We start from the raw sequence: 24264 nt of genomic DNA, 5'->3' as shown, positions 1-24264 counted from the left end.
TTTCGGCCTAGTTTCTGTAAAACAGCGAAAACAGAATCTACACCTCCTCTGCCTTCAGATCCTGCATGGGCCTCAGAAAGAAGTCATTAATAGGTTTCAGGGCTTCCATGGCCGCCAGGCATTCGTCATAGAACTGGTCGCTGGTCACCACCCTGTCAGGAAAGAAGTGGGAGGCGTTCCAGCTTTTGTGCCGTAACAACTCAATGGCCGGGTTGTCGCTGTCATAGCCTTTGGGGGTTGTTTTCAGTTTTTCGCCCTGCAGCCCGTTGAAATACTTCTTAAAAGCGGGGTTGTGGAGCAGGCCTTCTAATTCTTTCAGGTTGTAGTCAATCTCCTGCCTGATGGCTTTAAGTTCTGGGGCTGGCGGCATCCAGACGCCCCCTGCCAGGAAAGACTGGTTCTCTGGGCTAATGTGCAGGTAAAAACCAGGGTTGATGGTTTTTCTTCCGCCCTCTGCCATATAGGCGCAGATATGGTCTTTGTAGGGACGTTTGTCATTAGAAAACCGCACGTCACGGTAAATCCTGAAGAGGAGGTCTTTGGGCTGCTGGCCCTCCAGGGCAGGCTCAAAAGAAACCGCCCCCTCTAACAGGGTTGCCAGGAACGAAATAAAATCCTGACGGGCGGCTTCATAGCGGCTCCGGTTTTTCTCAAACCACTCGCGCTGGTTGTTCAGCCGAAGGTCTCTGATAAAATCAAGGGTAGTGGGATCTAGGTGCTTTTTCATGGATGTCAATCAAGAGAAGCAAAATGCTCTGCTGTAAAACAACAGCCCAAGGTGGCAGGAAGTTCTGCCTTTTGCAAATGTAGTTGAGTGTTGCCCCAGATAGGCTCTGCCGCCTTGGCTCCAGTTGTTTCGCTTACCCTTGAGGGGCAGTGGGCAAGAGGGAAGGCCATTGCGTCAGGTCTTCCTCCACATCAATATCAGAAAGGGTGGGGAGCAACGCCACGTTCAGTTGCAGCTCCAAGGCGGTGGCCAGGGTGGCGGCCTGTACCTCAGAGGTGCTCCAGGGTTTCTCCAGGAAAAGCTCCGGGTGCAGGCATTTCAAACCCAGCAGATAGTACCCGCCGTCCTGGGCAGGCCCCATCACCAGGTCGCAGCTGGGTTGCTCCAGTTTCTGAAAAGCCTCTTCCAGTATTTCTGAGGAGAGACCGGGGCAGTCACTGCCAATGACCAAAATGGAGGAATATCCCTCCAGAAGCCCCAGAGCGAATAAGCTGAGCATTCTGGTCCCTAAATCACCGGGGGGCTGCTGTTGCCTCACAAACCCCCTGTCTGACCAGGCATCATGCTCCGGCACTTCATCTGCGTAGCACACCCATTTCTCAGCGGCCACACGGGCCGCCACAGCGTGCGTGTGCTGCAGTAGCGCCTCATACACTTGCAAGGCTTTAGCGTCTCCCACGGTGCGGGCCAGCCGGGTTTTCACTTTCCCCAATTTGGGGGTTCTTACAAAGACCAGGAGTAATCTTTTTGTCATTCTCTCAAGCGCGGTCAACCTTTTTACAGGATGGAAGATTCTTCTATTTCACACCACTTCGCCGCCACAGCTGGAGCCTGCCCCGGCAGTACAGCCATAGCAGTGTTGGTTAAGCACAATGTCTCTGGCTGCCAAAAGGTCTTGCCTGAAATCTTTGATATGGCGGGGAGCATTGGCCTGGACCGGTAACTCTAACATCTGGTTGAAATCACAGTCATACAGCTGACCGTCCCAACCAACGGAAAGGGTGTTACGGCACATTACGTTGGCCGCCGCCGCGGGGTTAAAGGCCGTGACCAGTTTCTCCATGTACCCTTCATAATTCCCGCTGGAAATCAAATACTCCAGAAAACGGCTGATGGGCAGGTTGGTTATGGCAAAGAGGCTGTTGAAGGTAATGCCATAGAGGCGGTTCAGCCGCTGTTTGAATTCCGCCTCCAGTGACTTCTGGCTTCCCGGTAAAAAAGCCCCCGCCGGGTTGTACACCAAATCTAACACCAGACCGGTGCCTTCCACCCCGTACCCTGCGCCATTCAGCATCTGCAACGCTTTGATGGACTTTTCAAAGACCCCATCGCCCCGTTGGGCGTCAGTGCGGCTGGGGGTGAAATAGGGCAGAGAAGATACCACGTGCACCCTGTGTTGCTGAAAGAATTGCGGCAGGTCATGGTACCTGGGGTTGGCCAGGATAATGGTCAGGTTGCAGCGCACCATCACCTGTTTCCCCAGCTGGGAGAGCTCCTGCACAAACCATCTGAAATGGGGGTTCATTTCTGGCGCCCCGCCCGTGAGGTCAACCGTGGTAATGTCTGAGTGCACCAAAGCGTCCAGGCACTGCTGCATGGTTTCACGGGTCATAATCTCTTTTCGGTCTGGGCCGGCATCAACATGGCAGTGCTTGCACACCTGGTTGCACATTTTTCCCACGTTTACCTGTAACACCGTGAGCTGGGAGGGTTTTAACGGGTACAATCCGTTTTCCAGCAGGCGCTGACCAAACGCAGGAAATGTTCTGCCCGTGGGCAGCCCCTGTGACAGCACTTCTAACTGGAAAGAGGTGTCTGCTAACTGGTCATGTCTGGCGGCTAGAGATTTCATGGCAGAGATTACGTAAAGTTGGGGCAAAGAAGGTACTTTAACAGAAGGGGGTGCTGCCAGAAAAGCAACGTTGGCCACCGGTAAAGCGGCGGCTCTACGCCCCCTCACGGCGTTACATCATCACCTCTTTCACCTTGTTCATCATCTGTACCCCGTGCACCTGCGCCGCGCCTCCTTTTATGGCCGCCGCTACGTGAATTGCCTCCATCATTTGTGCCTCATCGGCACCTTTTTCCAGGGAGCCGGTGGTATAGGCGTCAATGCAATACGGGCATTGCACGGCATGGGCAACGGCCAAGGCGATCAACGCCTTCTCGCGCTCTGTCAGTGCCCCTTCTTTGAAGACCTCCCCGTAGTAGTCAAAAAACTTGGAAGCCAGCAATGGCTGGTACTCGGCAATTGCGCCAAACTTGGCTAAATCATCTGGGTTGTAATACGTTTTTTCCATGGGTTCTTTATACGGAGGTAAAACAGGATATACTATGCACCTTTTATTTTCTTACGAAAAAAATGCCGGTGGAACTCAGGATGGCCGGTACCGCTCTCTATAAACGTTTCGGGGCTGTTTTAAGAAAAAACAGCCCCGAAACAGAAAGTACCCATTTGAAAGTTATAGCCCGCTCAGGGTCAAATGTTCCCCATCACGTACATGGCCTCCAAGGTAGGATTCACGCTTCCGCCCGCCGGTTCAAGGGTCACGGCAAAGGCTTGCGCCTCCTGTATGGATTTCATGCGCTGCAGCAGACTGTCTGTCTGCACCACCACTCCCGCATCAACCGGCTTGCCGTTGGCCAGCGCCCATAACTGGTATTGTTTTCCGGCCGGGGCCGCGGGGAGTTTGCTGGGGTCAAAGTACACCTCTTTGGTTTCTTTGTTCCAGAAAACAGAAGCCTGGGCCGCGGGGTGCTGCTCCACTCCTTTTAAGGAAACAGAAACCGTTTGCGGGTCACGCACAAGCGCCAGCAGATTCTCTGACTTGAATGCCCGCTGCTCCACCTGGTTCACCTGCAGGGCGTATTGGCGCGTAGCCTGCTGTGACACCGCCAGTTCCTGCCTGGCTTCGCTCAGGTTCTTATAGAGGAAGACGTTGGTAGCCGCACTTATAAGCAGCAGGACCGCGGCAGCCACTTTCAGCCAATTGGGGCTTTTATTTGGGGAGTAATCAGTAAGCGGTACAACCTTACCGGCCTCTTCTGCCAATGGTGGTTCAGCCGGGGGGGCAAGGCGCTGCAGATGCCCTAAGATTTTATCTTCCAGCTCTGGTCTTGGTGGTTGGGCGTGGGTGAGTGCATACGCCTCCAGGGTACGTGTAACTTCTTCAAGTGCCACACGTACCTCAGGATACTGCGCGGCCATGCGCTCCACATCAGCCTGCTCTGCCTCTGTGAGTCCGCCGGCGGCATAAAGCTCCAGTACTCCTGACTCAATGTATTCCTGCGTATTCAACTCTATTTGATTAATTTGCTCAAGAATTTTATCGCCATGCGGGCGCGGGTCTTCACAGTTCCCAGGGGTATGTCCAGCTCTTCTGCCACTTCACTCTGGGTGTAGCCGTTAAAGTACATCAAATCTATGACAACTTTTTGATCTGGGTTTAACTGTTCTGTCATTTCCTGCACCCCAATGTGATCTGGCTTTATCTCATCATGGCTGGTCATGCCCCACGTAACCGTCCCCTCCAGAGGCTGTGTTTTAGAACTTACGCGGTACTGCTTGGAGCGGATTTTATCAATGGCCAAATTTCTGGCAATATTCAGCATCCAGGTGAACAATCTGCCCTTCTGCTCATCATAAGACGGAAAGGCCGTCCAGATTTTCACAAATGTTTCCTGCAGCACATCTTCTGCCACCTCCTCCTGTTTGACAATGCGAAGAATCACCCCGTACAAGGCCGCCGAATAGTTCCGGTATAGCAGCGTGAGGGCCCGCTGGTCCTGGGCACGAAGCTGGGCCACAAGCGTCTCTTCTGATGTGATAGTATGAGTTGTTTCCAACAAAATAAGGTGTTAAGCCACGCCCTTCTTTGGCGTGACGGTGAAACTTTGGATGGGGGAAACCAGAGAATTCCCTGCTATACGCATTAATGAGAACCAGGTGAAGGCCCAAATGTTTTAGACGGCAGCATGCCCCAAAGCAATAATCCGTATATATACGGAAACCCAGATTTTTGATGGTAGAATTCTATAATTTATTCCTGCATAAAATACCATCCCCTCCCGGGGCTAACCCTTTCAAAATTACAACTGAATTTCAGGCGTATCCCAGCAGCTTGTACGTGATTACCCCTACCCACTCATGAATAATTTTTTCCCACTTATAAAGCGCCTCGGCACTGGGAACCAGCAGGTCATCTGGGGTAAAGGAGCGGTCATGGGTCTGAAAATCAACCGGGAAAGTAGCAACAGCCAGCCCTGCTTTTGCAAAGCAACCGGCTGCCCGCCGCATGTGGAACGCAGAGGTAAGGAGCAGCAGCCGCTGTAACCTTGGCTGCTGCTGCACCAGCTCTTTGGTAAAGCGGGCGTTCTCCCGGGTGTTGCGGCTTTGTTCTTCCAGCAGGATATCCTGAGCAGGAACCCCGGCATACAGCGCGGTCTGCTGGAGGTCATGCGCCTCCGTATTAACCACCTCCTGCAGAGAGCCAGACCCACCAGAGATGATGATCTTGCGCACCTTGCCCATCTTGTAGAGCTGAATGGCATCTAAGATCCGTTCAGAACCTTCTCCGTAATGGGTCCGGTCATGGGGAGATTTATCGCCCCTGGTCACCCCGGTCAACACCACGGCCGCGTCATAGTGCGGCACCTCCTGCATGAGCACCGGCTCGGGCTCCCACGCCAGCCACACTTCATTGATCAGGAACGGATTGGTAAAAAAGAGCAGAGCCGCCACCGCCAGCCAAAGTGCTTTTCTGTTTCTGGCCTGTTTTTTAGAAATCAGCCCGAAACCGAGCAAGGCAACAATCCAGAGCAGCGGCATCACCAGGTACTGCAGGGTCTTTGAGAGCACGAAGAACATATCAGGAAAAGAAAAGCCACAGCACCAGCAGCGGGAGCACCACACTGTACAGGGCGATGAGGTCTTTGTGGAAAAGAATTTTTCTCATGGGTTTCTAGCCAAAGAAACGCCTTATCAGCCAAATCACCAAACTGAGCAGCACACTCAGCAGCAGCATGGTGGTGAACGGGGCATACACCCTGAAACCGGGCTTCTCCACCCTCATGTCTCCCGGCAAACGGCCAAACCAGTCTACGCGGGGGCCCAGCAACCATAGCACCAAGCCTACGGCCACCAGGGCACCGCCAATGACTACCAGATATTTTCCCAGGGGCTGCATGTTTTCCTTTAGTGTGGTGTTAAGTTTACCGTTACATCCCAAGCGGTTGGCTATTGCTGAAACCAGGTGAGCCAAAGACTGGTTTAAAAGCAGCCGCCACTTCTGTTTACGCTTACTCTGGATTCCCCGTCTGTTTTCGGCCTGTTTTTGGAAAAACAGCCCGAAAACAGGAAAGCCCTATGCTGAGGGAACACTTGCAAACCTCCAATGGAGGTAGGACCTGTACTCCCGGCAACTCAGGAGACTCGCCTCACCCCTTGGCACGCCTCTTCAGATTCGCGCCAGTGGTAGCATCCTGTTTCTGTTGCTCTTAGACAGAATGAACCTCAAAATGCCAAGGCGAAGTCTACAGCAGGCGACAATTATAAAGCCACTGGCGCGGGTTTCCAAGTTTGTGACATAAATAGGTAGAGTCTCCAGAATCTACAAAACCTATCTATGGTTTGTTACCTCAGTTGCAACTACTTTTCTCCTTTATATAACAATGCTGGTGGGAGTTTTTTCTATCGTTCTCCATCAGGGCTGACTTTGGCATGGCGCAAGCGAGAGCACGTAACTTCTGTTTTTGGGCTGCTTTTAGAAAAACAGCCCAAAAACAGAAGTTACGTCTCCTGAAAGGTACCAGCGTACGCCTTCGCCATAACCTGACATCAAACACAGAACAGCTTTTAGATAACAGGCAAACACTGCGCTAGTCAAAGAGGTACACCACCTTGTACTCTTCGTTCAGCTTAAGGGCGGCTTCAAACTGATTACCTGTCTTAGGCGAGGTGAAGCCTTTCATCTTGGCCGTTTTCCCTTTCAGCATCAGCGCCTTCAGCTGGGCTTCTGGAATGGTTTTGCCGTGCACTTCAAACGGAACCAGAAACTGGCACCCTTCCCTGAAACGGCTGCAACCATAAGCGGTCTTGCCTTTAAGCATCTGGCCCTGGCTGCACTTGGGGCAAATAATAACCACAGGCTTCTTCTCCCTGGCCTCTGTCCGCTCCAACTGCAGTTCATGGGTAGCCGACAAAGCAAACATAGCATCAAACTTTTCGCCTGACTCTGCAGACACAAACCCTTTCACTACGGCGCTTTTCCCTTTTTTGAGCAGCGCCTGCACGTGTTTCTCTGCAAGAGGCTTGCCCTGGAACTCCATGGGCAGTCTGAACTGGCAGCCCTCCCTGAAGCGGGCGCAGCCGTAGGCCTGGCTTCCTTTTAAAACCGATCCGGTGCCGCAGGCGGGGCAGGTGCCTAAACCGGCAGTGGCCGAAGGTGCGTTTTTGGCCTCCTTTTTGGATTTTGACGCTTTTTTGGCCGCCTCTTTCTCCTGGGCGGAAGGAGGTTGCTCAGCGGGCTGAATGGTCACCGTGTGGTTGTCCTGCTTCACCTCCTGCACCATTTCCCAGACCAGCTGCTGCAGTTCATTCAAGAACGCATCTGGGGCAAACTCCCCGCCCTCTATCTGCCGTAGCTTTTTCTCCCACTGCCCCGTCATTTCTGCAGACTTGAGGGTGGGGTTCTTGATGACCTGAATCAGGTCAATGCCCATCTGGGTGGGCAGGATTTTCTTCTTCTCCTTCCGGATGTAATTGCGCTTGAACAGGGTTTCAATGATGGCCGCCCGGGTAGAAGGCCTTCCAATGCCGTTTTCCTTTAGTGCCTCCTTCAGCTCGTCATCCTCTACCTGTTTGCCGGCGGTTTCCATGGCGCGCAGCAGCGTAGCCTCTGTGTAGTCTTTAGGCGGGCTGGTAGACTTGCGCTCCAGCAAAGGCTCATGCGGCCCCCGCTCCCCTGCCTCAAAATGCGGCAGCACCGCCAGCTCCTCCTCTTTCTCCTCCCCGCCTTCGCCAGCGGCTGATTTGGGGGCGGGTTTATTGGCGGGGGCTGGGTTCTGGGTTTCTTCCTGGGCATACACCACACGCCAGCCCGGCTCCAGAATCTGTTTCCCTTTGGCCCGGAAGGCATGGTTGGCCGCCTCCCCGTTTACCACCGTGTTGCTCACAATACAGTCTGGGTAGAAGGCGGCAATGAAGCGTTTGGCCACAATGTCAAACACCTTGGCCTCTGTGCCGTACAGCCCCCGCGCGTCTGATCCCGTGGGAATGATGGCGTGGTGGTCGGTGACTTTGTTATTGTTGAACACCTTGGCAGACTTTCTAATCTTCTTTCCCAGCAATTCACCGGTCAAGTGCTGGTAATGGTGTAGGCCGCTCAGAATGCTGGGGATTTTGGGGTAAATATCATCTGGCAGAAAGGTAGTGTCAACTCTGGGGTAGCTGACAACTTTCTTCTCATAGAGACTCTGCACCGTTTTAAGTGTTTCATCTGCTGAAAGGCCAAACTTGTTGTTGCACTCCACCTGCAGAGAGGTCAGGTCAAAAAGCCTGGGGTTGCTTTCAATGCCTTTTTTGGTTTCTACCTCTTTTATCTCAAAGTCAGAAGGCCTGATCTGCTCCAGAATCTCCAGCGCCTTCGCCTCGTCTTTAAATCGGCCGGAGGTGCTGCTGAAGGTAACGTCACGGTAAAGGGTCTTGAGCTCCCAGAACGGCTCTGACTTAAAGTTGAGAATCTCCAGGTGCCGGTTCACAATCATGGCCAGCGTAGGGGTTTGCACCCGCCCCAAAGAAAGCAGCTGCCGCCCCTGCGCATATTTCATGGTAAAGAGGCGGGTGGCGTTGATACCCAGCAGCCAATCACCAATGGCGCGGCTCTTGCCGGCCTGGTACAGCTGGTCAAACTCTTTGCCGTCACGCAGCTGGCTAAAGCCCTGTCTGATGGCCTCTTCGGTGAGGGAGGAAATCCAGAGGCGTTTGAAGGGTTTACGGTAGCGGGCCTGGTGCAAGACCCACCGCTGGATCACCTCGCCCTCCTGCCCGGCGTCACCGCAGTTGATCACCTCCTCGGCTGAGTCCAGCAGCTGCTGGATCACCTTGAACTGCTGCTCCACCCCTTTGTTGTTGATAAGCTTAATGTCAAAGCGCTCTGGCACCAGCGGCAGGTCTGGCAGGTGCCAGCGCTTCCAGTGGGGGTTGTAATCATCTGGTTCGCAGAGCTGGCAGAAGTGGCCAAAGGTCCAGGTGACCTGATAGCCATTGCCTTCAAAATAGCCGTTCATTTTGGTTTTGGCACCAATCACATGGGCAATCTCACGGGCTACACTGGGTTTTTCGGCGATGCAGAGTTTCAAGGCTACTTTGGTAAAAACAGGTCAAAAACGGACTTCAAAGATACGCATTCTGGCGCGCTTACACCAATTTACCGCATTGGCTTTCTATATATAACTTTAACTATACAATAAAAGATTTTCAAGGGGAAATCGGTATACATTAACATTTCTTTATCAACAGTTTATCTTACTGCTAACAATTATCAAGTTGGCAATAATTTAGAACATTTCTAGTAGCAACCCTTAATCCCTGCCAAATGCCCCCGTATACATGTAATCGGTGCCCTGTAAGGCATTTGAAGAAACCATCATTCACCTTAAAACAAAACATACTACTATGAAAAATCGTGAGCATTCCGGTTACGACACCTTTAATTCGTACCGGTCAGGTAATGAAAATACCCGCCGCAGCGAATGGGGAAGTATGGGCAACCGCACCACAGGCTACGGTAACCAAGACTATAAATCATACGGCGGAAGCCAAAATATGGGCAACTCTGGTGACAGGGGCGAAAGCCACTACAGCAGCCACGGCTCCATCTACAGCGGTAACCAAGGCAGCCCAAGCGGCTGGAGCGGTCACTCAATGCAGAACAATGACCAGTCATCTAACAGCTACGGTTCCAGCCAAAACAGCATGAACCAGGGCGGTTACGGCTCCTACGCGTCTGGCAACAGCAGCCGCGGAGGTTCAAACTACGGCTCCGGCAACTATGGCCAGTCTGGACCGTCTAACTCCGGCTCTTCTTTTAACAAAGACAGGGACAATGACACCCAGGATTATAGCATGAGCAGATCAGGCAACTACGGCGGGCCTTCCAGCTATGAGCGCGGCTCTTCCAACCAAGGTTCTTCCAACTACGGGCAGTACGGCGCCTCCAACTCTGGCGGCGGCTCAACCCGTTCTTCTAATATAGGTACGTACGGCGGAGCCCGCACCGGCTACAGCGGTTCTTCCTCCGGGCACCAGTCTGGCGGAGCCCTGGACAGAGGCAATGCCTACAGCAACTACGGCGGTTCTAATGACTACCGTGGCTCCAACTCGGGCTACGGCGCTCATGACCAGGACTACAGCTCTGGGAATTCCCGCAGAGAGCAGGGAAACCAAAGCTATAGCGGGTCTTTTGGCCACAACAATGATTCCTCTTACGGTGCCTACGGAAAAAACTCCGGATACGGGGCTTATGGGAATGATTCCGGCTCTTCTTACGGGCAGTCTTCCAGAAGCGGTTCTCAATCTGGAATGAGCAACAACAGCCGCGGCATGTCTAACTCCTGGGACCGTGACAACGACCACTCAAGAGGAACAACCAACATGTACGGCACCAACAACCAGAGCAGCAACCGCGGCAGCTGGATGAATGACCGTGACAATGATCAGGACCACGCCCGTTTCAGCCACGGCAACGCCATGGAAAACCGGTATTCAGATGACTACAGCCATCCGAGCAACGGCAACAGCCGCCAGTCTGGGGTAGGCAGCCACTATGACCAGGACCGGTACAGAAACCAGGGTAACCGCCACAATGACCATGACGACAATGAGGGCGGGTTCTTTGAGCGCATTGGCCATGGCATCAGAGATGCCTGGAACAGCATTGCCGGTGACGATGATGACAGAGGCGGCAACCGCTCTTACAACAGCGGCCCTCCTTACAACTACGGCTCCGGCTCAAACAACGCAGGCTGGTAATTGAACCGTTTGCACAGAAAAAGCCCCACCAAAATTTGGTGGGGCTTTTTAATTACCCTTTTCTATGAATAAAAACTTATTGCATACCGTAGATATGCTCGTACCGCTTGATCAACTTGGTCTGCACATGTAAGTCCCGGAGAATCCCTTCCCTCAGGTCATAGACCAACCCGTGCAGTTGCGGCGGCTCAGGGTCTTTCATGGCGTTCTGGATGATAGAGGTTTTAGAGAGGTTGATTACCTGCTCCACCACATTCAGCTCTACCAGTCTTCTCAAGCGCTGCTCTTCATCCTCAATGGCGTGGAGTTCTTCTTCATGAATTCTGATCACATCTTTGATGTTGGTGAGCCAGTTGTCAATCAAGCCAAACTGCTTGTCACTCATGGCTGCCGCCACGCCACCGCAACCATAGTGCCCCACCACAATCACGTGTTTCACTTTCAGCACTTCAACGGCATACTGCAAAACTGACAGCAGGTTTACATCTGTATGCACCACCATGTTGGCAATGTTGCGGTGCACAAACATCTCACCGGGTTCAGTGCCTGAGATTTCATTGGCGGGTACACGGCTGTCTGAGCAACCAATGTACAGGTATTTTGGTGACTGGCCTTTAGCACGGCGCTCAAAGAACTCAGGGTCCTCTTCCCGTTTTCTCTCCACCCATTGGCGGTTTCCGTTGAAAATACGCTCCATGCCAGAATCTAGTGGCGCACTATTATTGATGGTTCCCATAATTTATCTGTTTTAACTGTTAATGCATGTTTACTGTGGTCACTGAGGGGATATCTTTCAAGGTGAGCCTGATATCTTTTTCCTCAGCAACGGTTTTGAAATTCTCTATAGCCTCCAGCACATCATAGTCAATGTAAGTAGACTGGGAGCCGTCAATGATCACCTCGCTCTTCTCAGGCAGATGATCCAGGGTTAAAGCCACGCTGGCTTTGTTGAGGAACGTCACGTTCTCACTCAGCTTGATGTGGATCTTATCCAGGCCCTGGTGTTTCTCCCGGCTAAAGAAGTAAGGCGATTTGTAGTTGGCTTTCAAGATATAGAAGACACCTACCACCAGACCAATAGAAATGCCTTTCAGCAGGTCAGTGAACAGAATGGCCAGAATGGTGATGATGAAGGGCAGGAACTGGTTCATGCCCAGCTTCCACTGTGATTTGTACAGGGCAGGTTTGGTCAGTTTGAAACCTACCACCAACAGTACCGCTGCCAATGAAGCCAGAGGCACATACCGCAGAAACGAGGTAAGGAACAGGATACTCAGCAACAGGAACACCCCGTGGAAGAAACTGGAAAGTCTGGTTTCCCCGCCCGCGTTCACGTTGGCTGAACTACGTACAATAACCGCTGTCAACGGCAGACCGCCAATCAAACCACTCAACATGTTACCTATCCCCTGAGCCTTGAGCTCCCGGTTGTTAGGCGTACGGCGCTTGTGTGGGTCCAGCTTATCTACCGCTTCTACACTTAACAAGCTTTCAAGGCTGGCCACAATGGCCAGGGTAGCCGCCAAGGTATAAACCGCCGGGTTGGTCAAGGCAGACCAGTTAGGGAAGCTCAACTCTGCCAAAAGCGAAGCAGGCCCTGAAATATCAGGCAGCTGCACCAAATGGGTATCAGCAATGGTCAAGGCCGGGAAGGAATTGCTGAACAACAGGTTCAATGCTATAGACACCAGAACCGCCACCAATGCCCCTGGCACCAGCTTGAATATCTTAATCTTTTGCAGGAACGGTTTTTCCCATAACAACAGAATAGCCAGAGACACCACCCCTACAATCAAGGAGCCAATCTGAAGCCGAGAAAAAGCGTACCCAATCTCAGTGAACGTGTTCCGCCCGTCGGCCTGGTTAAAGTCCAGGTCACCCAGAAAATCTTCATCGCCGCCTAAAAAGTGCGGGATCTGCTTTAGAATCAGAATCAGGCCAATTGCCGCCAGCATGCCTTTAATCACCGAAGAGGGGAAGTACAAGCCAATGATACCGGCTTTCAAAAAACCCAGAATCACCTGAAACACCCCTGCCAGGAAAACGGCCAGCAGGAACGTCTCAAACTGTCCCAGAGTTTGGATGCCGTTCAACACAATCACGGTAAGGCCGGCGGCGGGACCACTAACGCTTAACTGGGAGCCACTAGCCCAGGAAACCACCAGACCGCCAATCATGCCGGCAATCAGACCCGAAAACAAGGGTGCCCCAGAAGCCAGTGATATCCCCAGACACAGGGGCAAGGCTACCAAGAACACCACTAGCCCCGCTGACAAGTCTTTCCCAACGGTGGCAAACATTCCTTTTTCTTCCATAGTTCTATTCTGTTCCTCTTATATATAGCACAGTGAATAATGCATGCACTGCACCCAATTGCGCTAATTTGTGCACAAAGGTGCCGCAACGGCATTAACACCGAATTAAAACAAGATTAAAATCTGATTAAAATGAGAAAGAACAGGAGCTCCCCAGAGGAATAAAAGGCAGAAAGAATCATCCTGAAAAGACACAACTCCCCTACCCCCGCTGGGCAGGTTTACCTAATACTTAATTACCATTGATGGCACGGCCCAACAACCGGCAGTAGCGCATTGACAGAGCTGGTGGCTCTACTTTTAAACACCTAGGTGATTAGTAGCAGAAGGTGCCAGGCCGTGGCACCTGGCATTTTACCCCTACGCTCCCACCGCCCACTTTCCTTTTTTCTTCAACTTCCTGTTTTTGGCTCCTTTTCACAAAAACAGCTCAAAAACGCCCTCCCGCTTTCTCTCCCTCTTATTCAGAGGGAGAACTCAGGAGAATTGCTATATTTGCCTGCACCTGTTTTAGGGGATTTCCGTACCAAGAACCAAACGTACCGACTATGATAACAGTTGACCAATATGATTTCCAGGGCAAGCGGGCCCTGGTGCGCGTAGATTTTAACGTGCCGTTAAACAATGATTTTGAAATCACTGATGATACCCGCATCCGGGCTGCCGTGCCCACCATTAAGAAGATCTTGGGGGATGGCGGCGCTGTGGTTCTGATGTCACACCTGGGCAGGCCCAAGGGCGGGCCAGAGGAAAAATATTCGCTCAAGCACCTGATTAAACCGTTAGAGGCTGCTTTTCAGGTACCGGTGCAGTTCTCCCCAGACTGCGTAGGCGCAGAGGCGGTAGAGCTGGCCAGCAACCTGAAGCCCGGCGAAGTGCTGCTCCTGGAAAACCTGCGTTTTCATAAGGAGGAAGAGCAAGGCAACCAGAACTTTGCTGAGAAGCTGAGCCTGTTGGGTGATGTGTATGTGAATGATGCCTTCGGGACGGCGCACCGCGCCCACGCCTCTACCGCCATTGTGGCTGACTACTTCCCGCATGACAAAGTGTGCGGTTACGTCATGCAGGCTGAGCTGGATAATGCCAAGCGTGTACTCACGTACGTAGACCGTCCTTTCACCGCTATTATGGGTGGGGCCAAGATCTCTGATAAAATTCTGGTGATTGAGCAGTTGCTGGACCGCGTAGACAACCTGATTATTGGCGGTGGCATGAGCTATACCTTCGCCAAGGCGCAGGGCGGCAGCATTGGGAACTCCCTTTTAGAGGAAGACAAGCAGCAGCTCACCCTTGACTTGCTGAAAAAAGCCGAAGAGAAAGGCGTTAAGATCTACCTCCCCGTAGACAGTGTCATTGCCGATGCTTTTGACAACAACGCCCACTCAGACGTAGTGGAGAGCGGTACCATCCCTAATGATTGGATGGGCTTAGACATAGGACCAGAAACTCGTAAGCATTTTGCAGAGGTGGTGCGCAACTCCAAAACAATTCTGTGGAACGGCCCCATGGGCGTATTTGAGTTCCCTAACTTTGCCGTTGGCACCAAAGCCATTGCCGAAGCCGTAGTAGACGCCACCAAAAACCACGGCGCTTACTCCCTGATTGGAGGCGGAGACTCTGCGGCAGCCGTGACCCAGATGGGGCATGCGCATGACGTGTCTTACGTGTCTACCGGGGGCGGGGCGCTGCTGGAGTACATGGAAGGCAAGGAATTGCCCGGCGTGATAGCCCTTCAGGTAGAGGAAACCCCTTTAACCTAACATTATATTACAGAACAGAAGAGGCGGCGAGGAAACTTGCCGCTCTTCTGTTTTAGGGCTGTTTTTAGAAAAACAGCCCTAAAACAGAAGCACAAGCTCTCGTTTGCGCCCTGAATATTACAAAAAACACAAATAGTTTTATGGTGAAGCAGGGACTATGAATAAAATCAGGATTAAGAAATCTGTCAAAGGAGTCAGCTAGAGAAAAGATAGAAGTCTGAAATTAGCTATATAACATAAGTTATCAGATAGAGACACCTTACTCCTCTTTCACCAGATTGCCATCAGCAGCATACCTGATCAGCCCGCTCTCCAGCATCTCCTGCAGCAGGTCTCCCAGCACCTCCTGCTCAGACGTGCTGAAATGCAGGGCGAGCGATTTAGGGTGCAGCGGGGCTTTCTTGAGGTAACTCAGGACCCTCGCCTCCAGGTGCAGCTTACTGTCAGCTAATCTATTCTTCTTTTTTTCGGCCAGGCAATAATCACAGATGCGGCAGTTCTCTGTTGATTCCTCCCCAAAGTAGGCCAAAATCTGCTGCGTTCGGCACTGTTGCACGTTCTGCATATACCCCACCACCGCCTGTGCCTTCTGCAGCGCCCGGTCCCTGAACTGGTTCAGGCGCTTCTGATCCAGGGGCAGACTGGTAGCCTCAACCCGGGGTGCCGTGAACTGCACCTGCGGGCCGTCATGCTGGGGTTCATACACCAGCACCTTGCGCTGGTGCAAATGCTGCAGCTGCTGCCGAATGGCTTTCTCCGGCTGGTTCAGGTGCTTGGCCAGCCCAGCTTCTGATATCTTTACAAAGCCCGTGTACATCTCGCCGCCGTACAGGCGCAGCAGCCCCTTAATGAGCGGCTCCAGCGTTTCATTCAGAATCTGAAACTCATACAGCTCGTTGTGCCCCAGCAGAATGCTTACTTTTGACGGGCTGTAGAAGCCTTCATTCAACTGCAGCAGCCCCTCTCCCTCCAGCTGTTTCAAAGCGTAATGCGCCTCTACCGGAGAAAGTTGGTACGTGCGGCTGAACTCGGCCAGATCAAAGTCAAATGACTGGAAGGCGCCGCTGCCGGTGGCAAGCTGGTAGAAATTGGCCAGCGCCTGGTACACCCGCTTCAGGGTTTCCAGGGGCGGATACGCCTCCTCGGTTTTCCTGATCAGGAGCGAAACATCTTCGGGGCCCAACAACACGGTGGCGTAGCTGTATTTGCCATCGCGCCCGGCGCGCCCCGCCTCCTGGTAATACGCCTCCAGCGAATCTGGCAGGTCAAGATGCACTACCAGCCGCACATCTGGCTTGTCAATCCCCATCCCGAACGCATTGGTGGCCACTATTACCCGTACGCGGTCCTGAATCCAGTCAGTCTGCGCGGCAGTGCGGGTTTGGAACGGGAGGCCGGCATGGTAGGCTGCCGCTTTAATGCCCTGCCGTTTGAGCCAGTCTGCCAGTTCAACGGTGCGGCGGCGGTTGCGCACGTAGACAATGGCCGTGCCGGGCATTTTCTGCAGGATTTCGCGCAGTCGCCCCTCCTTGTCTTCAGTGGGCAAAACAGAATAAGATAGGTTCTTACGGGCGAAGCTCTGCTGGAACACCTGCGGCTCTTTAAACTGCAGTTTCTCCTGTATATCTACTTTGACGGCCTCCGTGGCCGAAGCGGTTAAGGCCAGCACCGGCACCTGGGGCAGCACTTCGCGCAGTTTGGCTATCTCCAGGTAGGGCGGCCTGAAATCATACCCCCACTGCGATATACAGTGCGCCTCATCTACGGCCAGCAGATTCACAGTCATGCGCTTTACCCGTTCCAGAAACAGCTCGGTCTGCAGCCGCTCCGGTGACACGTACAGGAATTTGGTGGTGCCGTACACGCAGTTGTCCAAAATCAGGTCCCGCTCCCGCTCGGGCTGCCCCGCGTGCAGGGCGGCCGCCGAAATTCCGCGCTTGCGCAGGTTCTCCACCTGGTCTTTCATGAGCGCCACCAACGGGCTCACCACTACGCACACTCCCTCCTGGGCCAGGGCGGGCACCTGAAAACACACCGACTTACCCCCGCCGGTAGGCAAAATGGCCAGCGTATCTTGGCCCTTAAGCACAGAGGTAATGATCTCCTCCTGCCCCGGCCGAAAAGTCTCATAGCCCCAATACTGCTTCAGAATTTGATGGATGTCTGCCATACGTCGCCCAAAAATAGTGAATTGCAACTTGCAAATTGTTGCTTGTTGTTTTGCAGATGCTTTTACCCGCTACCGCAGAAGTTTCTGGCACGTTATGAAGATTGGGTATTTACACTCCCGTTTTTGGCCTGTTTTTTGAAAACAGGCCGAAAACGGGAAAATGGCTTCTGTTCGTTTCTGTTCTGCTGCTCGGCCCTCTACAGTCATCGCTGTTAGGGATTTCTAATCCCTAACTATCTTAACTAGCGGATCTGCAATCCGCGAAGCGTGTTCCGGCAGAAAACGAACTTCGGGGACTACAAAACCTCAGGGTATTTACCTCCGGTTATCAATCCGGAAGAGCGTCTTATTTGCATAAAATGCACAGGAAGAACTTCCGCGCCAAAAAATTGGGGTTGAGAAAAGGAAGCAACTCTCTCACTTGTCATTCTGGAAGAATCTAGTGGGCGAACTAAGAATGCATTTGCAGATGGGCTTTTCCCGTTCGCCACCGGGATCCTTTCAGGATGACAATAGGAGGACAATAGATAGGATATGGTGATATCTTATTGAGCATATCCTTTTTCGCTTTGTTGACTGCAACCGCTGCCCTGCTTGTTGGTGATATCACCAACCAGGGCGAAAAAATGGTTTTGGAGCAGAACCTTGGTACGTTAGAACAATGAGAATGCACCTCAAACGAAAAGAAGAAAAAGAACTTCTAAATTAGGGTTTTACTTCAAGCCGTTTCCGGCCTGTTTTTCAAAAAACAGCCCGAAAACAGAAAACCCGACCATGGGCCGGGCTTCTGAACTTTCAATCACTCACTATAAATCTTAGGCGGCGGCAGCCTGCTCCTGCTCGCGGTCTTCAATGACTTTCCGCAGCTTCTGGATAGACTGCTTGGCGCGCTCCTCATCCAGTTTGTTGATGTTCAGGAGCATCTTGGTTTTCTCCTGACGGGTAATCACCGGGTTGTTCAGCAGCCTGATGATTTCCTCCTTCTGTTTGGCGGTGGCATATTTCACAGCCCCTTCTTCGGCTGCCGGAGTTTCAGCGGCGGGCACTGGGGCGGCGGTAGGCTTGGCTTCAGCGGCCGGTTCAGCCGGAACGGCTTTCATGGTTTTGGCCGGTGCTGCCTGTTTTGCCGCAGGCTCATTCTTTTGTTCGGTTACGTTGCCCTGGTAGTCCATCTCCTCAGCGGGCGTAGGCTCATACCCGGCGGCTCTGATAATCCAGGCCAGGGCATTCCGGTACGCTTTGCCAATGGCTCTGGTCTGGGCCATAGACGCGATGGCATATTCCTGATAGTACTTGCGGCCTTGCTCCTTGTTGGAGCAGATGGCGAATCCGGCGCCCACCACTTGCTCGGTGCGCAGGTTCAACAGATTTACCTTGGCCAGGTACTTGATTTCGGCGCTGTCGCTCATATTGGTAAGCTCCTCCACCACCGGCAGAATACCCAGGCGGGAACCGGCATACTGCCAGCCTTCCACGTTCACGTATTCTTTACCCTGTATGTTTTGGAAGAGGCGGTTCTCTTTGATAAACTTAGCCAGGTCTACGGCCAGGTGCATGGTTTCGTCAGACCGGGAGATATCAAAGCTCTCTATTTTATGCTTCTTCAACCCTTTTTCGCTGTTTTCTGCTTGATTCACTTTCGTCTGCATTATCTGTTGTTTCAGTTCAGATACAGAACAGAGGCATGGGGGTAAAAGTGCCCATCGGGATGGAATTTACAGTAATTTTTAGCACTGGCTATCAACAAGTTACAACCTTTTGCTAAATTTTATTTAGCAAAATAAATTATCTGTCAATCAATTAGTAGGCGTTATGAATACTTAATATTGCCATATGAGCAACACCCTCATCCTAACCTTCTCCCTCAAGGGAGAAGGGACACTGCCACTCCTTTAGAAACGGCTATGTCGTATAGCTAGAGATGGAAAAAAAGGATTTCAGGAAGGAATTAAGGCGAAACGCTACGGCGGCGGAGACCATTTTGTAGCAAGGCTTGCGCGACCGGAAGCTGGCCAAAAGTAAGTTCCGGCGGCAGCATTCCGTGGGCCCTTATATTGTTGACTTTATCTGTTTAGAGGAGCACTTATTGATTGAAGTGGACGGCGCAAGCCATCATAACGTAGGCACTCAAATGGCAGATGATGAGCGGGACCAATGGCTACATGGGCAAGGATACAAGGTGCTCCGGTTCACCAATGAAGAGATTTACCAGAACGTGGAGCGGGTGTTGTGGGCCATTGAAGATGCGTTTGGCAGGAATACCAGTGAACCTAAGAGCAGCCAATAAAATAAGCCAGCCATTAACAAAAATGCTTCAACCTGAAAACTACGGTGTTCCTTCTCCCTCTGGGAGAAGGTTAGGATGAGGGAATCACCGTTTAAATGGTAAACCCAGCAGCAGAGCAGAAGCAAGTTCCTAAGCAGGGACTAGTTTTCTCAAATGCCTCTGTTTCATTGCCACTGCTGCCCCTCACCCTAGCCCTCTCCCTCCAGGGAGAGGGAATTCTGCTTTTCCTTTTCTGGGCGGTTTTGCGTAAACGGCGCCGGAAAAGGAAAATTCTACGGGGGTGTTTTTGGCCTGTTTTGCGAAAAATAGGCCGGAAACGGAAAGTTCTACTCTACCTCTTCCGGCTGCAGCAGGAAGCCGTCTTTCATGGTAAGCTTTCTATCTGCCATGTCGGCGAGGGCGGGGTTGTGGGTTACCAGCACAAAGGTCTGGCCCAGGTCCTGGCGCAGCTTGAAGAAGATCTGGTGCAGTTCGTCGGCGTTTTTGGAGTCCAGGTTGCCGGAGGGTTCATCGGCGAAAATAAGCTTGGGCGAGTTGATCAGGGCGCGGGCCACGGCGGTGCGCTGCTGCTCGCCGCCGCTCATCTCTGAGGGTTTGTGGTCCAGGCGGTGCCCCAGGCCCAGCATCTCCAGCAGCTCTTTGGCGCGCTGCTCCACCTCCTTCTCGGGGCGGTCGGCCAGGAAACCGGGCAGGCAGACGTTCTCCAGGGCGGTGAACTCGGGCAGCAGGTTGTGGAACTGGAAGATAAAGCCAATGTTGCGGTTCCGGAACCGGGCCACCTCTTTGTTGCTCATCCCGGAGATTTTCTGCCCGTGCAGGTACACATCGCCCGCGTCTGGGGCGTCTAAGGTACCCAACAGGTGCAGCAGCGTGCTCTTGCCGGCCCCCGAGGCACCCACAATAGACACCACTTCGGCCTCACCAATGGTGAGGTCAATTCCTTTTAGCACCGGCAACTTGCCGTAACTCTTGAACAGCCCGCGGGCCTCTAGCAATACTGGTTTTTCTGTACTCATGGGTTCTGCAAAAGAAGCGGGAACAGGCGGTATTTGCAAATTGCCTGATTTTCTTCCCGTGAACGGGAAAATCAGTCCTGAGTTCTGCGTCTGGAGTCCTGAGCGGGTAAGCGCTTTCCGTTTTTGGCCTGTTTTCAGGAAAATGAGCCAAAAACGGAAAGGCGCTCCTTTGTCTAAATCCTCCTTTCACCGTTTCTTCCAGACGCAGGACTCCAGACGCAGCACTCAGGACGCTTTCGGGAGTCTTTTCAAAACGCGGCCATGTTTTGAAAAGACTCCCGAAAGCCTTACTTTCGTGCACCTAAAAACATCAACCTAACCTCATGAATATACACGAGTACCAGGCGAAAGACATTCTGAAGCGCTACGGCGTTCGAGTTCAGGAAGGCATTGTGGCTGAGACCCCCGAGCAGGCGGTAGAGGCGGCAAAGCGTTTAACCGAGGAAACCGGCACTGGCTGGCATGTGATTAAAGCCCAGATTCATGCGGGCGGCCGTGGCAAAGGCGGCGGGGTGAAATTGGCCAAAAACCTGGAGCAGGTGAAAGAGATTGCCGGCCAAATCATTGGCATGCAGCTGGTGACCCACCAAACCGGCCCCGAAGGAAAGAAAGTACACAAGGTGCTGGTGGCGCAGGACGTTTACTACCCTGGCGACTCTGAGCCCAAAGAATATTACCTGTCTATCTTATTGGACCGCGCCAAAGGCATGAACGTAATCATGGCCTCTACCGAGGGCGGCATGGACATTGAAGAAGTGGCCGAGCATACGCCAGATAAAATCTTCAAGGAGTGGATTGACCCGGCAGTTGGCCTGCAAGGCTTCCAGGCACGTAAAATCGCGTTCGCGTTCGGGTTAGAGGGCGAGGCGTTCAAGGAGATGGTGAAGTTTGTGACCAACCTCTATAAAGCCTATGTAGACACAGACGCCTCCATGTTCGAGATCAACCCGGTGTTGAAGACCTCAGACAACAAGATTCTGGCCGTTGACGGCAAAGTGGATTTAGATGACAACGCCCTGTTCCGCCACAAAGACTTGGCTGAGATGCGCGACATCCTGGAGGAAGACCCCTTGGAAGTAGAAGCCAGCAAAAGCAACCTGAACTATGTGAAGCTGGACGGAAACGTGGGCTGTATGGTGAACGGTGCCGGTTTGGCCATGGCTACCATGGACATCATCAAGCTGTCGGGCGGTGAGCCGGCCAACTTCCTGGACGTAGGAGGCGGGGCCAATGCGCAGACCGTAGAAGCCGGATTCCGTTTGATTCTGCAAGACCCTAACGTGAAGGCGATTTTGATCAACATCTTCGGGGGTATTGTGCGTTGCGACCGTGTGGCGAATGGTGTGGTGGAAGCCTATAAGAATATTGGCGACATCAGAGTGCCGATCATTGTGCGTCTGCAAGGAACCAACGCCGAGGAAGGTGCCCGCATCATTGACGAGTCTGGCCTGAAAGTGTACTCGGCCGTAGCCCTGAAAGAAGCCGCCCAGAAAGTAAAAGACGTGTTGGCCGAGGTTGCCTAAGCAATACGCATTCACTCATTAAGAAAAGCCTTCTCAGCAATGGGAAGGCTTTTCTGTTTTTGCCTGTTTTGGCCAAAACAGGCCAAAAACAGCATGCGTTAGAGACCAGGCAGTGCCTGGTCTCTACAGATAATATTTCTAACTCAAGCCTCGCGCCTCAGCACTTATTTACAGCACGTTCAGCTGCACGTCTATGTTGCCGCGGGTTCCTACCGAGTACGGGCACACCTGGTGCGCCTGCTCCACCAACTCCTGGGCTTTGGCTTTCTCCACCCCGTCAATTTTCACATCCAGCTGCACGGCCAGCCCAAACCCGCCATTGTCCATCTGGTCCAGGCTCACGTGGGCGGTCACGGTGGAGTTTTCATCCAGCCTGATTTTCTGCTGTCCGGCAATGAGCATGAGCGCGCTCTGGAAGCAGGCCGCATAGCCCGCTGCAAACAGTTGCTCCGGGTTGGTGGCACCGCCTTTTCCGCCTAAACCCTCTGGGAGGCGTACAGGCATGTCAATGATTCCGTCAGATGATTTCACTTGGCCGTTGCGGCCCCCGGTGGCGGTCACTTCCGCCGTGTACAGTCTTTTCATAGTGTTGTGGTGTTCTTTCTGGTTTGTGTTAGTATAACGTATTTTACGCGTTAAATGTTGGCAAGAAAAGTATATCTGCTGTTTTAGGGCTGTTTTTACGAAAACAGGCAAAAAACAGAAAAGAGACTTTTATCCTACGCAGGCATTTCCTACTTTTGCCCCTGCAATACCGGGCCGCGTAGTACAACGGATAGTATTGGAGTTTCCGAAGCTCTCGATCCAGGTTCGATTCCTGGCGCGGCCACAAAAAAATCCCCTTTAGACAAATAGTCTTGAGGGGATTTTCTTTTATAAATCATTCTGCCTGGGTAATCAGGAGAAAATGAACCGGGCTTTTATCTCCGCAGGTTTTAGATTTTTATTTAAAACCTGCATCCATTTTACCAGACAATTGAAGCGACAGTGGCAGGCTGCAATCAGCTCCACTTCCTGGATTGAATATAAAAGAATGCTTCACCCCTTACCCCCTGCTGCGGAAGCATTCTGGAGGACTGAGTTCTTCCGGCGCATCAACCTCTTTTACAGCGAATGAGTACATCCTTTTTAGATAAATGGCCAACGGTTGTTGCATTCTACAAAAAAGTAAGTTCTTAAAAACACTTCCAAGAGGGAGACATTCTTAATGCGGAGGAGCTGCCAGGAGGTCTTTTTTTTGTATTTCCCCGCTTCCTTCCTGTTTTTTCTTTACATTAGAGGGAAAGACTGCCAGCTTCTATTTTGAAGGCAAGAGACTTATTCTTCGGCAACGCCAAGAAAGAAGAAACTTCTGTTGGGCACCTTTTACAGACCTGAACCATAAAGCTGGGACAGCCTCCTGCCAGATGAATAGTTTTCTTAGGAGAAGTAGGAGCTGAACCAGACAGTATGTTTTTGATTAGCATGAGAATACGTATCTTACTCTTCATTTTTCTATTTCCGCCTTTTATTTTAGCCTCCCAGGGGCAAAGCACTTCTTCTTCCCCGCAAACCGCCACCAATGAAGGTTCTAAAACGCAGCAGAAAGGCAAATCACTCCTCAAGAAACTGTCTGACAAAGCGCTGGTGGGCCTTACTGACAGTGACAATGCCGGTGTGAGATGTTCTGCCTTTCTTGCCCTGGTGAAGATGGACAGCAACAAGGTGAGGCCGGTCTTTGTGAAGCACATGGACGATGACGAAAAGCTCACACTCAACTTTCTGTGGGGCCTGGTCACCGACTATGAACGGGTAAACCAATTCATGTTAGAGCAGCTTCACCCAGACACGTCTGAAAGCAGCTACAAACTCACAAAACAAGAATATGAAACCTGTAAAAAGCTGATTTACCAATAAATTGACTTTTTACTCAGGTAAAGCAGTTACGTTCGCCTGTGGGGTCATATACTGATTTACAGGAAATACCAGATGAGAAATTACCGCTAACGCGGCAGCACCTATCAAAGCAACCGCGGCGCGCGCCTTACAGAGACCTGCTTTTACAAACTACATATTTTTATCCTTATGAATGTTTTGACCCTCAATCTATCTGACCAGGTAAGAATAGAAGTAGACAATTCTTTTACCGGGCAAGAAACCATCAAGTACAACGGCGAAATAGTTTCAGAGAAGAAGTCGCTTCTGGGTGAGAACCACCGGTTTGAGCGCGAAGAAAACGGTGAAATTGCCCAGTATGAAGTCAGGATCAGTATCAAGCACCTCACCCGGGTGGGGATAGACATATACAGAAACAACAAAGTTGTCTTACTGAGCTAACCTGCATGTTTGAGTAGGGATGTGCACAGGGAAAGACCAGCTGATTAAACCCATACCAGTCTCCCCTAACGCAGAATTCCTGTTTTCTGTTCCTAACTTCGAATCCAAAGCCAGGAAATA

21 protein-coding genes and 1 tRNA gene are annotated in these 24264 nt (G+C 52.0%); 7 read left to right on the top strand and 15 right to left on the bottom strand.

What is annotated here, in order from left to right; translation table 11 throughout:
* Window positions 1-37 precede the first annotated feature (37 nt).
* From A8O25_RS19535 to A8O25_RS19495, 9 genes are all read right to left on the bottom strand, one after another.
* Window positions 38-727: a DUF2461 domain-containing protein gene (locus A8O25_RS19535; RefSeq protein WP_066838641.1), complete on the bottom strand. Its 690-nt coding sequence runs from the start codon at window positions 725-727 to the stop codon at window positions 38-40.
* Between the two features lie 133 nt (window positions 728-860).
* Complete coding sequence (locus A8O25_RS19530; RefSeq protein ID WP_066838638.1) at window positions 861-1481, bottom strand: TIGR04282 family arsenosugar biosynthesis glycosyltransferase; 621 nt, start codon at window positions 1479-1481, stop codon at window positions 861-863.
* 48 nt (window positions 1482-1529) lie between these two features.
* Window positions 1530-2579, bottom strand: coding sequence for an arsenosugar biosynthesis radical SAM (seleno)protein ArsS (arsS, locus tag A8O25_RS19525; RefSeq protein WP_066838654.1), 1050 nt, complete (start codon window positions 2577-2579; stop codon window positions 1530-1532).
* Between the two features lie 112 nt (window positions 2580-2691).
* Window positions 2692-3027, bottom strand: a complete 336-nt coding sequence (locus tag A8O25_RS19520; RefSeq protein ID WP_066838636.1) for an arsenosugar biosynthesis-associated peroxidase-like protein — start codon at window positions 3025-3027, stop codon at window positions 2692-2694.
* 179 nt (window positions 3028-3206) lie between these two features.
* Window positions 3207-4025 (bottom strand): anti-sigma factor, encoded by an 819-nt coding sequence (locus A8O25_RS19515; RefSeq protein WP_066838633.1) that lies wholly within the window; start codon window positions 4023-4025, stop codon window positions 3207-3209.
* Window positions 4026-4027: 2 nt separating this feature from the next.
* Complete coding sequence (locus tag A8O25_RS19510; protein ID WP_082893765.1) at window positions 4028-4534, bottom strand: RNA polymerase sigma factor; 507 nt, start codon at window positions 4532-4534, stop codon at window positions 4028-4030.
* A gap of 295 nt (window positions 4535-4829) precedes the next feature.
* Window positions 4830-5594, bottom strand: a complete 765-nt coding sequence (locus A8O25_RS19505; RefSeq protein WP_066838629.1) for a YdcF family protein — start codon at window positions 5592-5594, stop codon at window positions 4830-4832.
* Between the two features lie 94 nt (window positions 5595-5688).
* Window positions 5689-5913, bottom strand: a complete 225-nt coding sequence (locus A8O25_RS19500) for a DUF2905 domain-containing protein (protein WP_066838626.1) — start codon at window positions 5911-5913, stop codon at window positions 5689-5691.
* A gap of 691 nt (window positions 5914-6604) precedes the next feature.
* A complete protein-coding gene (locus tag A8O25_RS19495) occupies window positions 6605-9085 on the bottom strand; it encodes a type IA DNA topoisomerase (RefSeq protein WP_066838623.1) in 2481 nt (826 codons plus the stop codon).
* A gap of 316 nt (window positions 9086-9401) precedes the next feature.
* Between A8O25_RS19495 and A8O25_RS19490 the strand changes: the two genes are divergently transcribed.
* Complete coding sequence (locus A8O25_RS19490; RefSeq protein ID WP_066838620.1) at window positions 9402-10757, top strand: serine-rich family protein; 1356 nt, start codon at window positions 9402-9404, stop codon at window positions 10755-10757.
* A 76-nt stretch (window positions 10758-10833) separates the two neighbouring features.
* Here the strand turns inward: A8O25_RS19490 and A8O25_RS19485 are convergent, their stop codons facing one another.
* Window positions 10834-11493 carry a carbonic anhydrase gene (locus tag A8O25_RS19485; RefSeq protein ID WP_241499100.1) on the bottom strand — a complete coding sequence of 220 codons (660 nt, stop codon included), beginning with the start codon at window positions 11491-11493 and terminating at the stop codon, window positions 10834-10836.
* 19 nt (window positions 11494-11512) lie between these two features.
* Window positions 11513-13072, bottom strand: coding sequence for a SulP family inorganic anion transporter (locus A8O25_RS19480; protein ID WP_066838617.1), 1560 nt, complete (start codon window positions 13070-13072; stop codon window positions 11513-11515).
* A 548-nt stretch (window positions 13073-13620) separates the two neighbouring features.
* Here A8O25_RS19480 and A8O25_RS19475 point away from each other — a divergent pair.
* Window positions 13621-14832: a phosphoglycerate kinase gene (locus A8O25_RS19475; RefSeq protein ID WP_066838614.1), complete on the top strand. Its 1212-nt coding sequence runs from the start codon at window positions 13621-13623 to the stop codon at window positions 14830-14832.
* A gap of 259 nt (window positions 14833-15091) precedes the next feature.
* On the opposite strand, the gene A8O25_RS19470 is transcribed toward A8O25_RS19475, so the two are convergent.
* A complete protein-coding gene (locus A8O25_RS19470) occupies window positions 15092-17002 on the bottom strand; it encodes a RecQ family ATP-dependent DNA helicase (RefSeq protein WP_066838645.1) in 1911 nt (636 codons plus the stop codon).
* Between the two features lie 815 nt (window positions 17003-17817).
* Window positions 17818-18651 carry a hypothetical protein gene (locus A8O25_RS19465; RefSeq protein ID WP_066838612.1) on the bottom strand — a complete coding sequence of 278 codons (834 nt, stop codon included), beginning with the start codon at window positions 18649-18651 and terminating at the stop codon, window positions 17818-17820.
* A gap of 344 nt (window positions 18652-18995) precedes the next feature.
* Between A8O25_RS19465 and A8O25_RS19460 the strand changes: the two genes are divergently transcribed.
* A complete protein-coding gene (locus A8O25_RS19460; protein WP_206598710.1) occupies window positions 18996-19289 on the top strand; it encodes an endonuclease domain-containing protein in 294 nt (97 codons plus the stop codon).
* 326 nt (window positions 19290-19615) lie between these two features.
* On the opposite strand, the gene A8O25_RS19455 is transcribed toward A8O25_RS19460, so the two are convergent.
* Window positions 19616-20305 carry an ABC transporter ATP-binding protein gene (locus A8O25_RS19455; RefSeq protein WP_066838610.1) on the bottom strand — a complete coding sequence of 230 codons (690 nt, stop codon included), beginning with the start codon at window positions 20303-20305 and terminating at the stop codon, window positions 19616-19618.
* A 323-nt stretch (window positions 20306-20628) separates the two neighbouring features.
* Here A8O25_RS19455 and sucC point away from each other — a divergent pair, with 323 nt between their 5' ends.
* Window positions 20629-21828, top strand: coding sequence for an ADP-forming succinate--CoA ligase subunit beta (gene sucC / locus A8O25_RS19450; RefSeq protein WP_066838608.1), 1200 nt, complete (start codon window positions 20629-20631; stop codon window positions 21826-21828).
* Window positions 21829-21996: 168 nt separating this feature from the next.
* On the opposite strand, the gene A8O25_RS19445 is transcribed toward sucC, so the two are convergent.
* On the bottom strand, window positions 21997-22413 hold the full coding sequence (locus tag A8O25_RS19445; protein WP_066838606.1) for an organic hydroperoxide resistance protein: 417 nt from the start codon (window positions 22411-22413) through the stop codon (window positions 21997-21999).
* Window positions 22414-22585: 172 nt separating this feature from the next.
* Here A8O25_RS19445 and A8O25_RS19440 point away from each other — a divergent pair.
* From A8O25_RS19440 to A8O25_RS19430, 3 genes are all read left to right on the top strand, one after another.
* Window positions 22586-22657: transfer RNA gene (locus tag A8O25_RS19440), tRNA-Arg, on the top strand.
* A gap of 635 nt (window positions 22658-23292) precedes the next feature.
* Window positions 23293-23724 (top strand): HEAT repeat domain-containing protein, encoded by a 432-nt coding sequence (locus tag A8O25_RS19435; protein WP_153042842.1) that lies wholly within the window; start codon window positions 23293-23295, stop codon window positions 23722-23724.
* A 168-nt stretch (window positions 23725-23892) separates the two neighbouring features.
* Window positions 23893-24144 carry a hypothetical protein gene (locus tag A8O25_RS19430; RefSeq protein WP_066838602.1) on the top strand — a complete coding sequence of 84 codons (252 nt, stop codon included), beginning with the start codon at window positions 23893-23895 and terminating at the stop codon, window positions 24142-24144.
* Window positions 24145-24264: the final 120 nt, after the last annotated feature.

Origin of the sequence: Rufibacter ruber, assembly GCF_001647275.1 — a bacterium.
Classification (GTDB): Bacteria; Bacteroidota; Bacteroidia; order Cytophagales; family Hymenobacteraceae; genus Nibribacter; species Nibribacter ruber_C.
The sequence above is the reverse complement of the archived record's forward strand: the minus strand, read 5'-3'. Positions and strand labels throughout refer to the sequence as shown.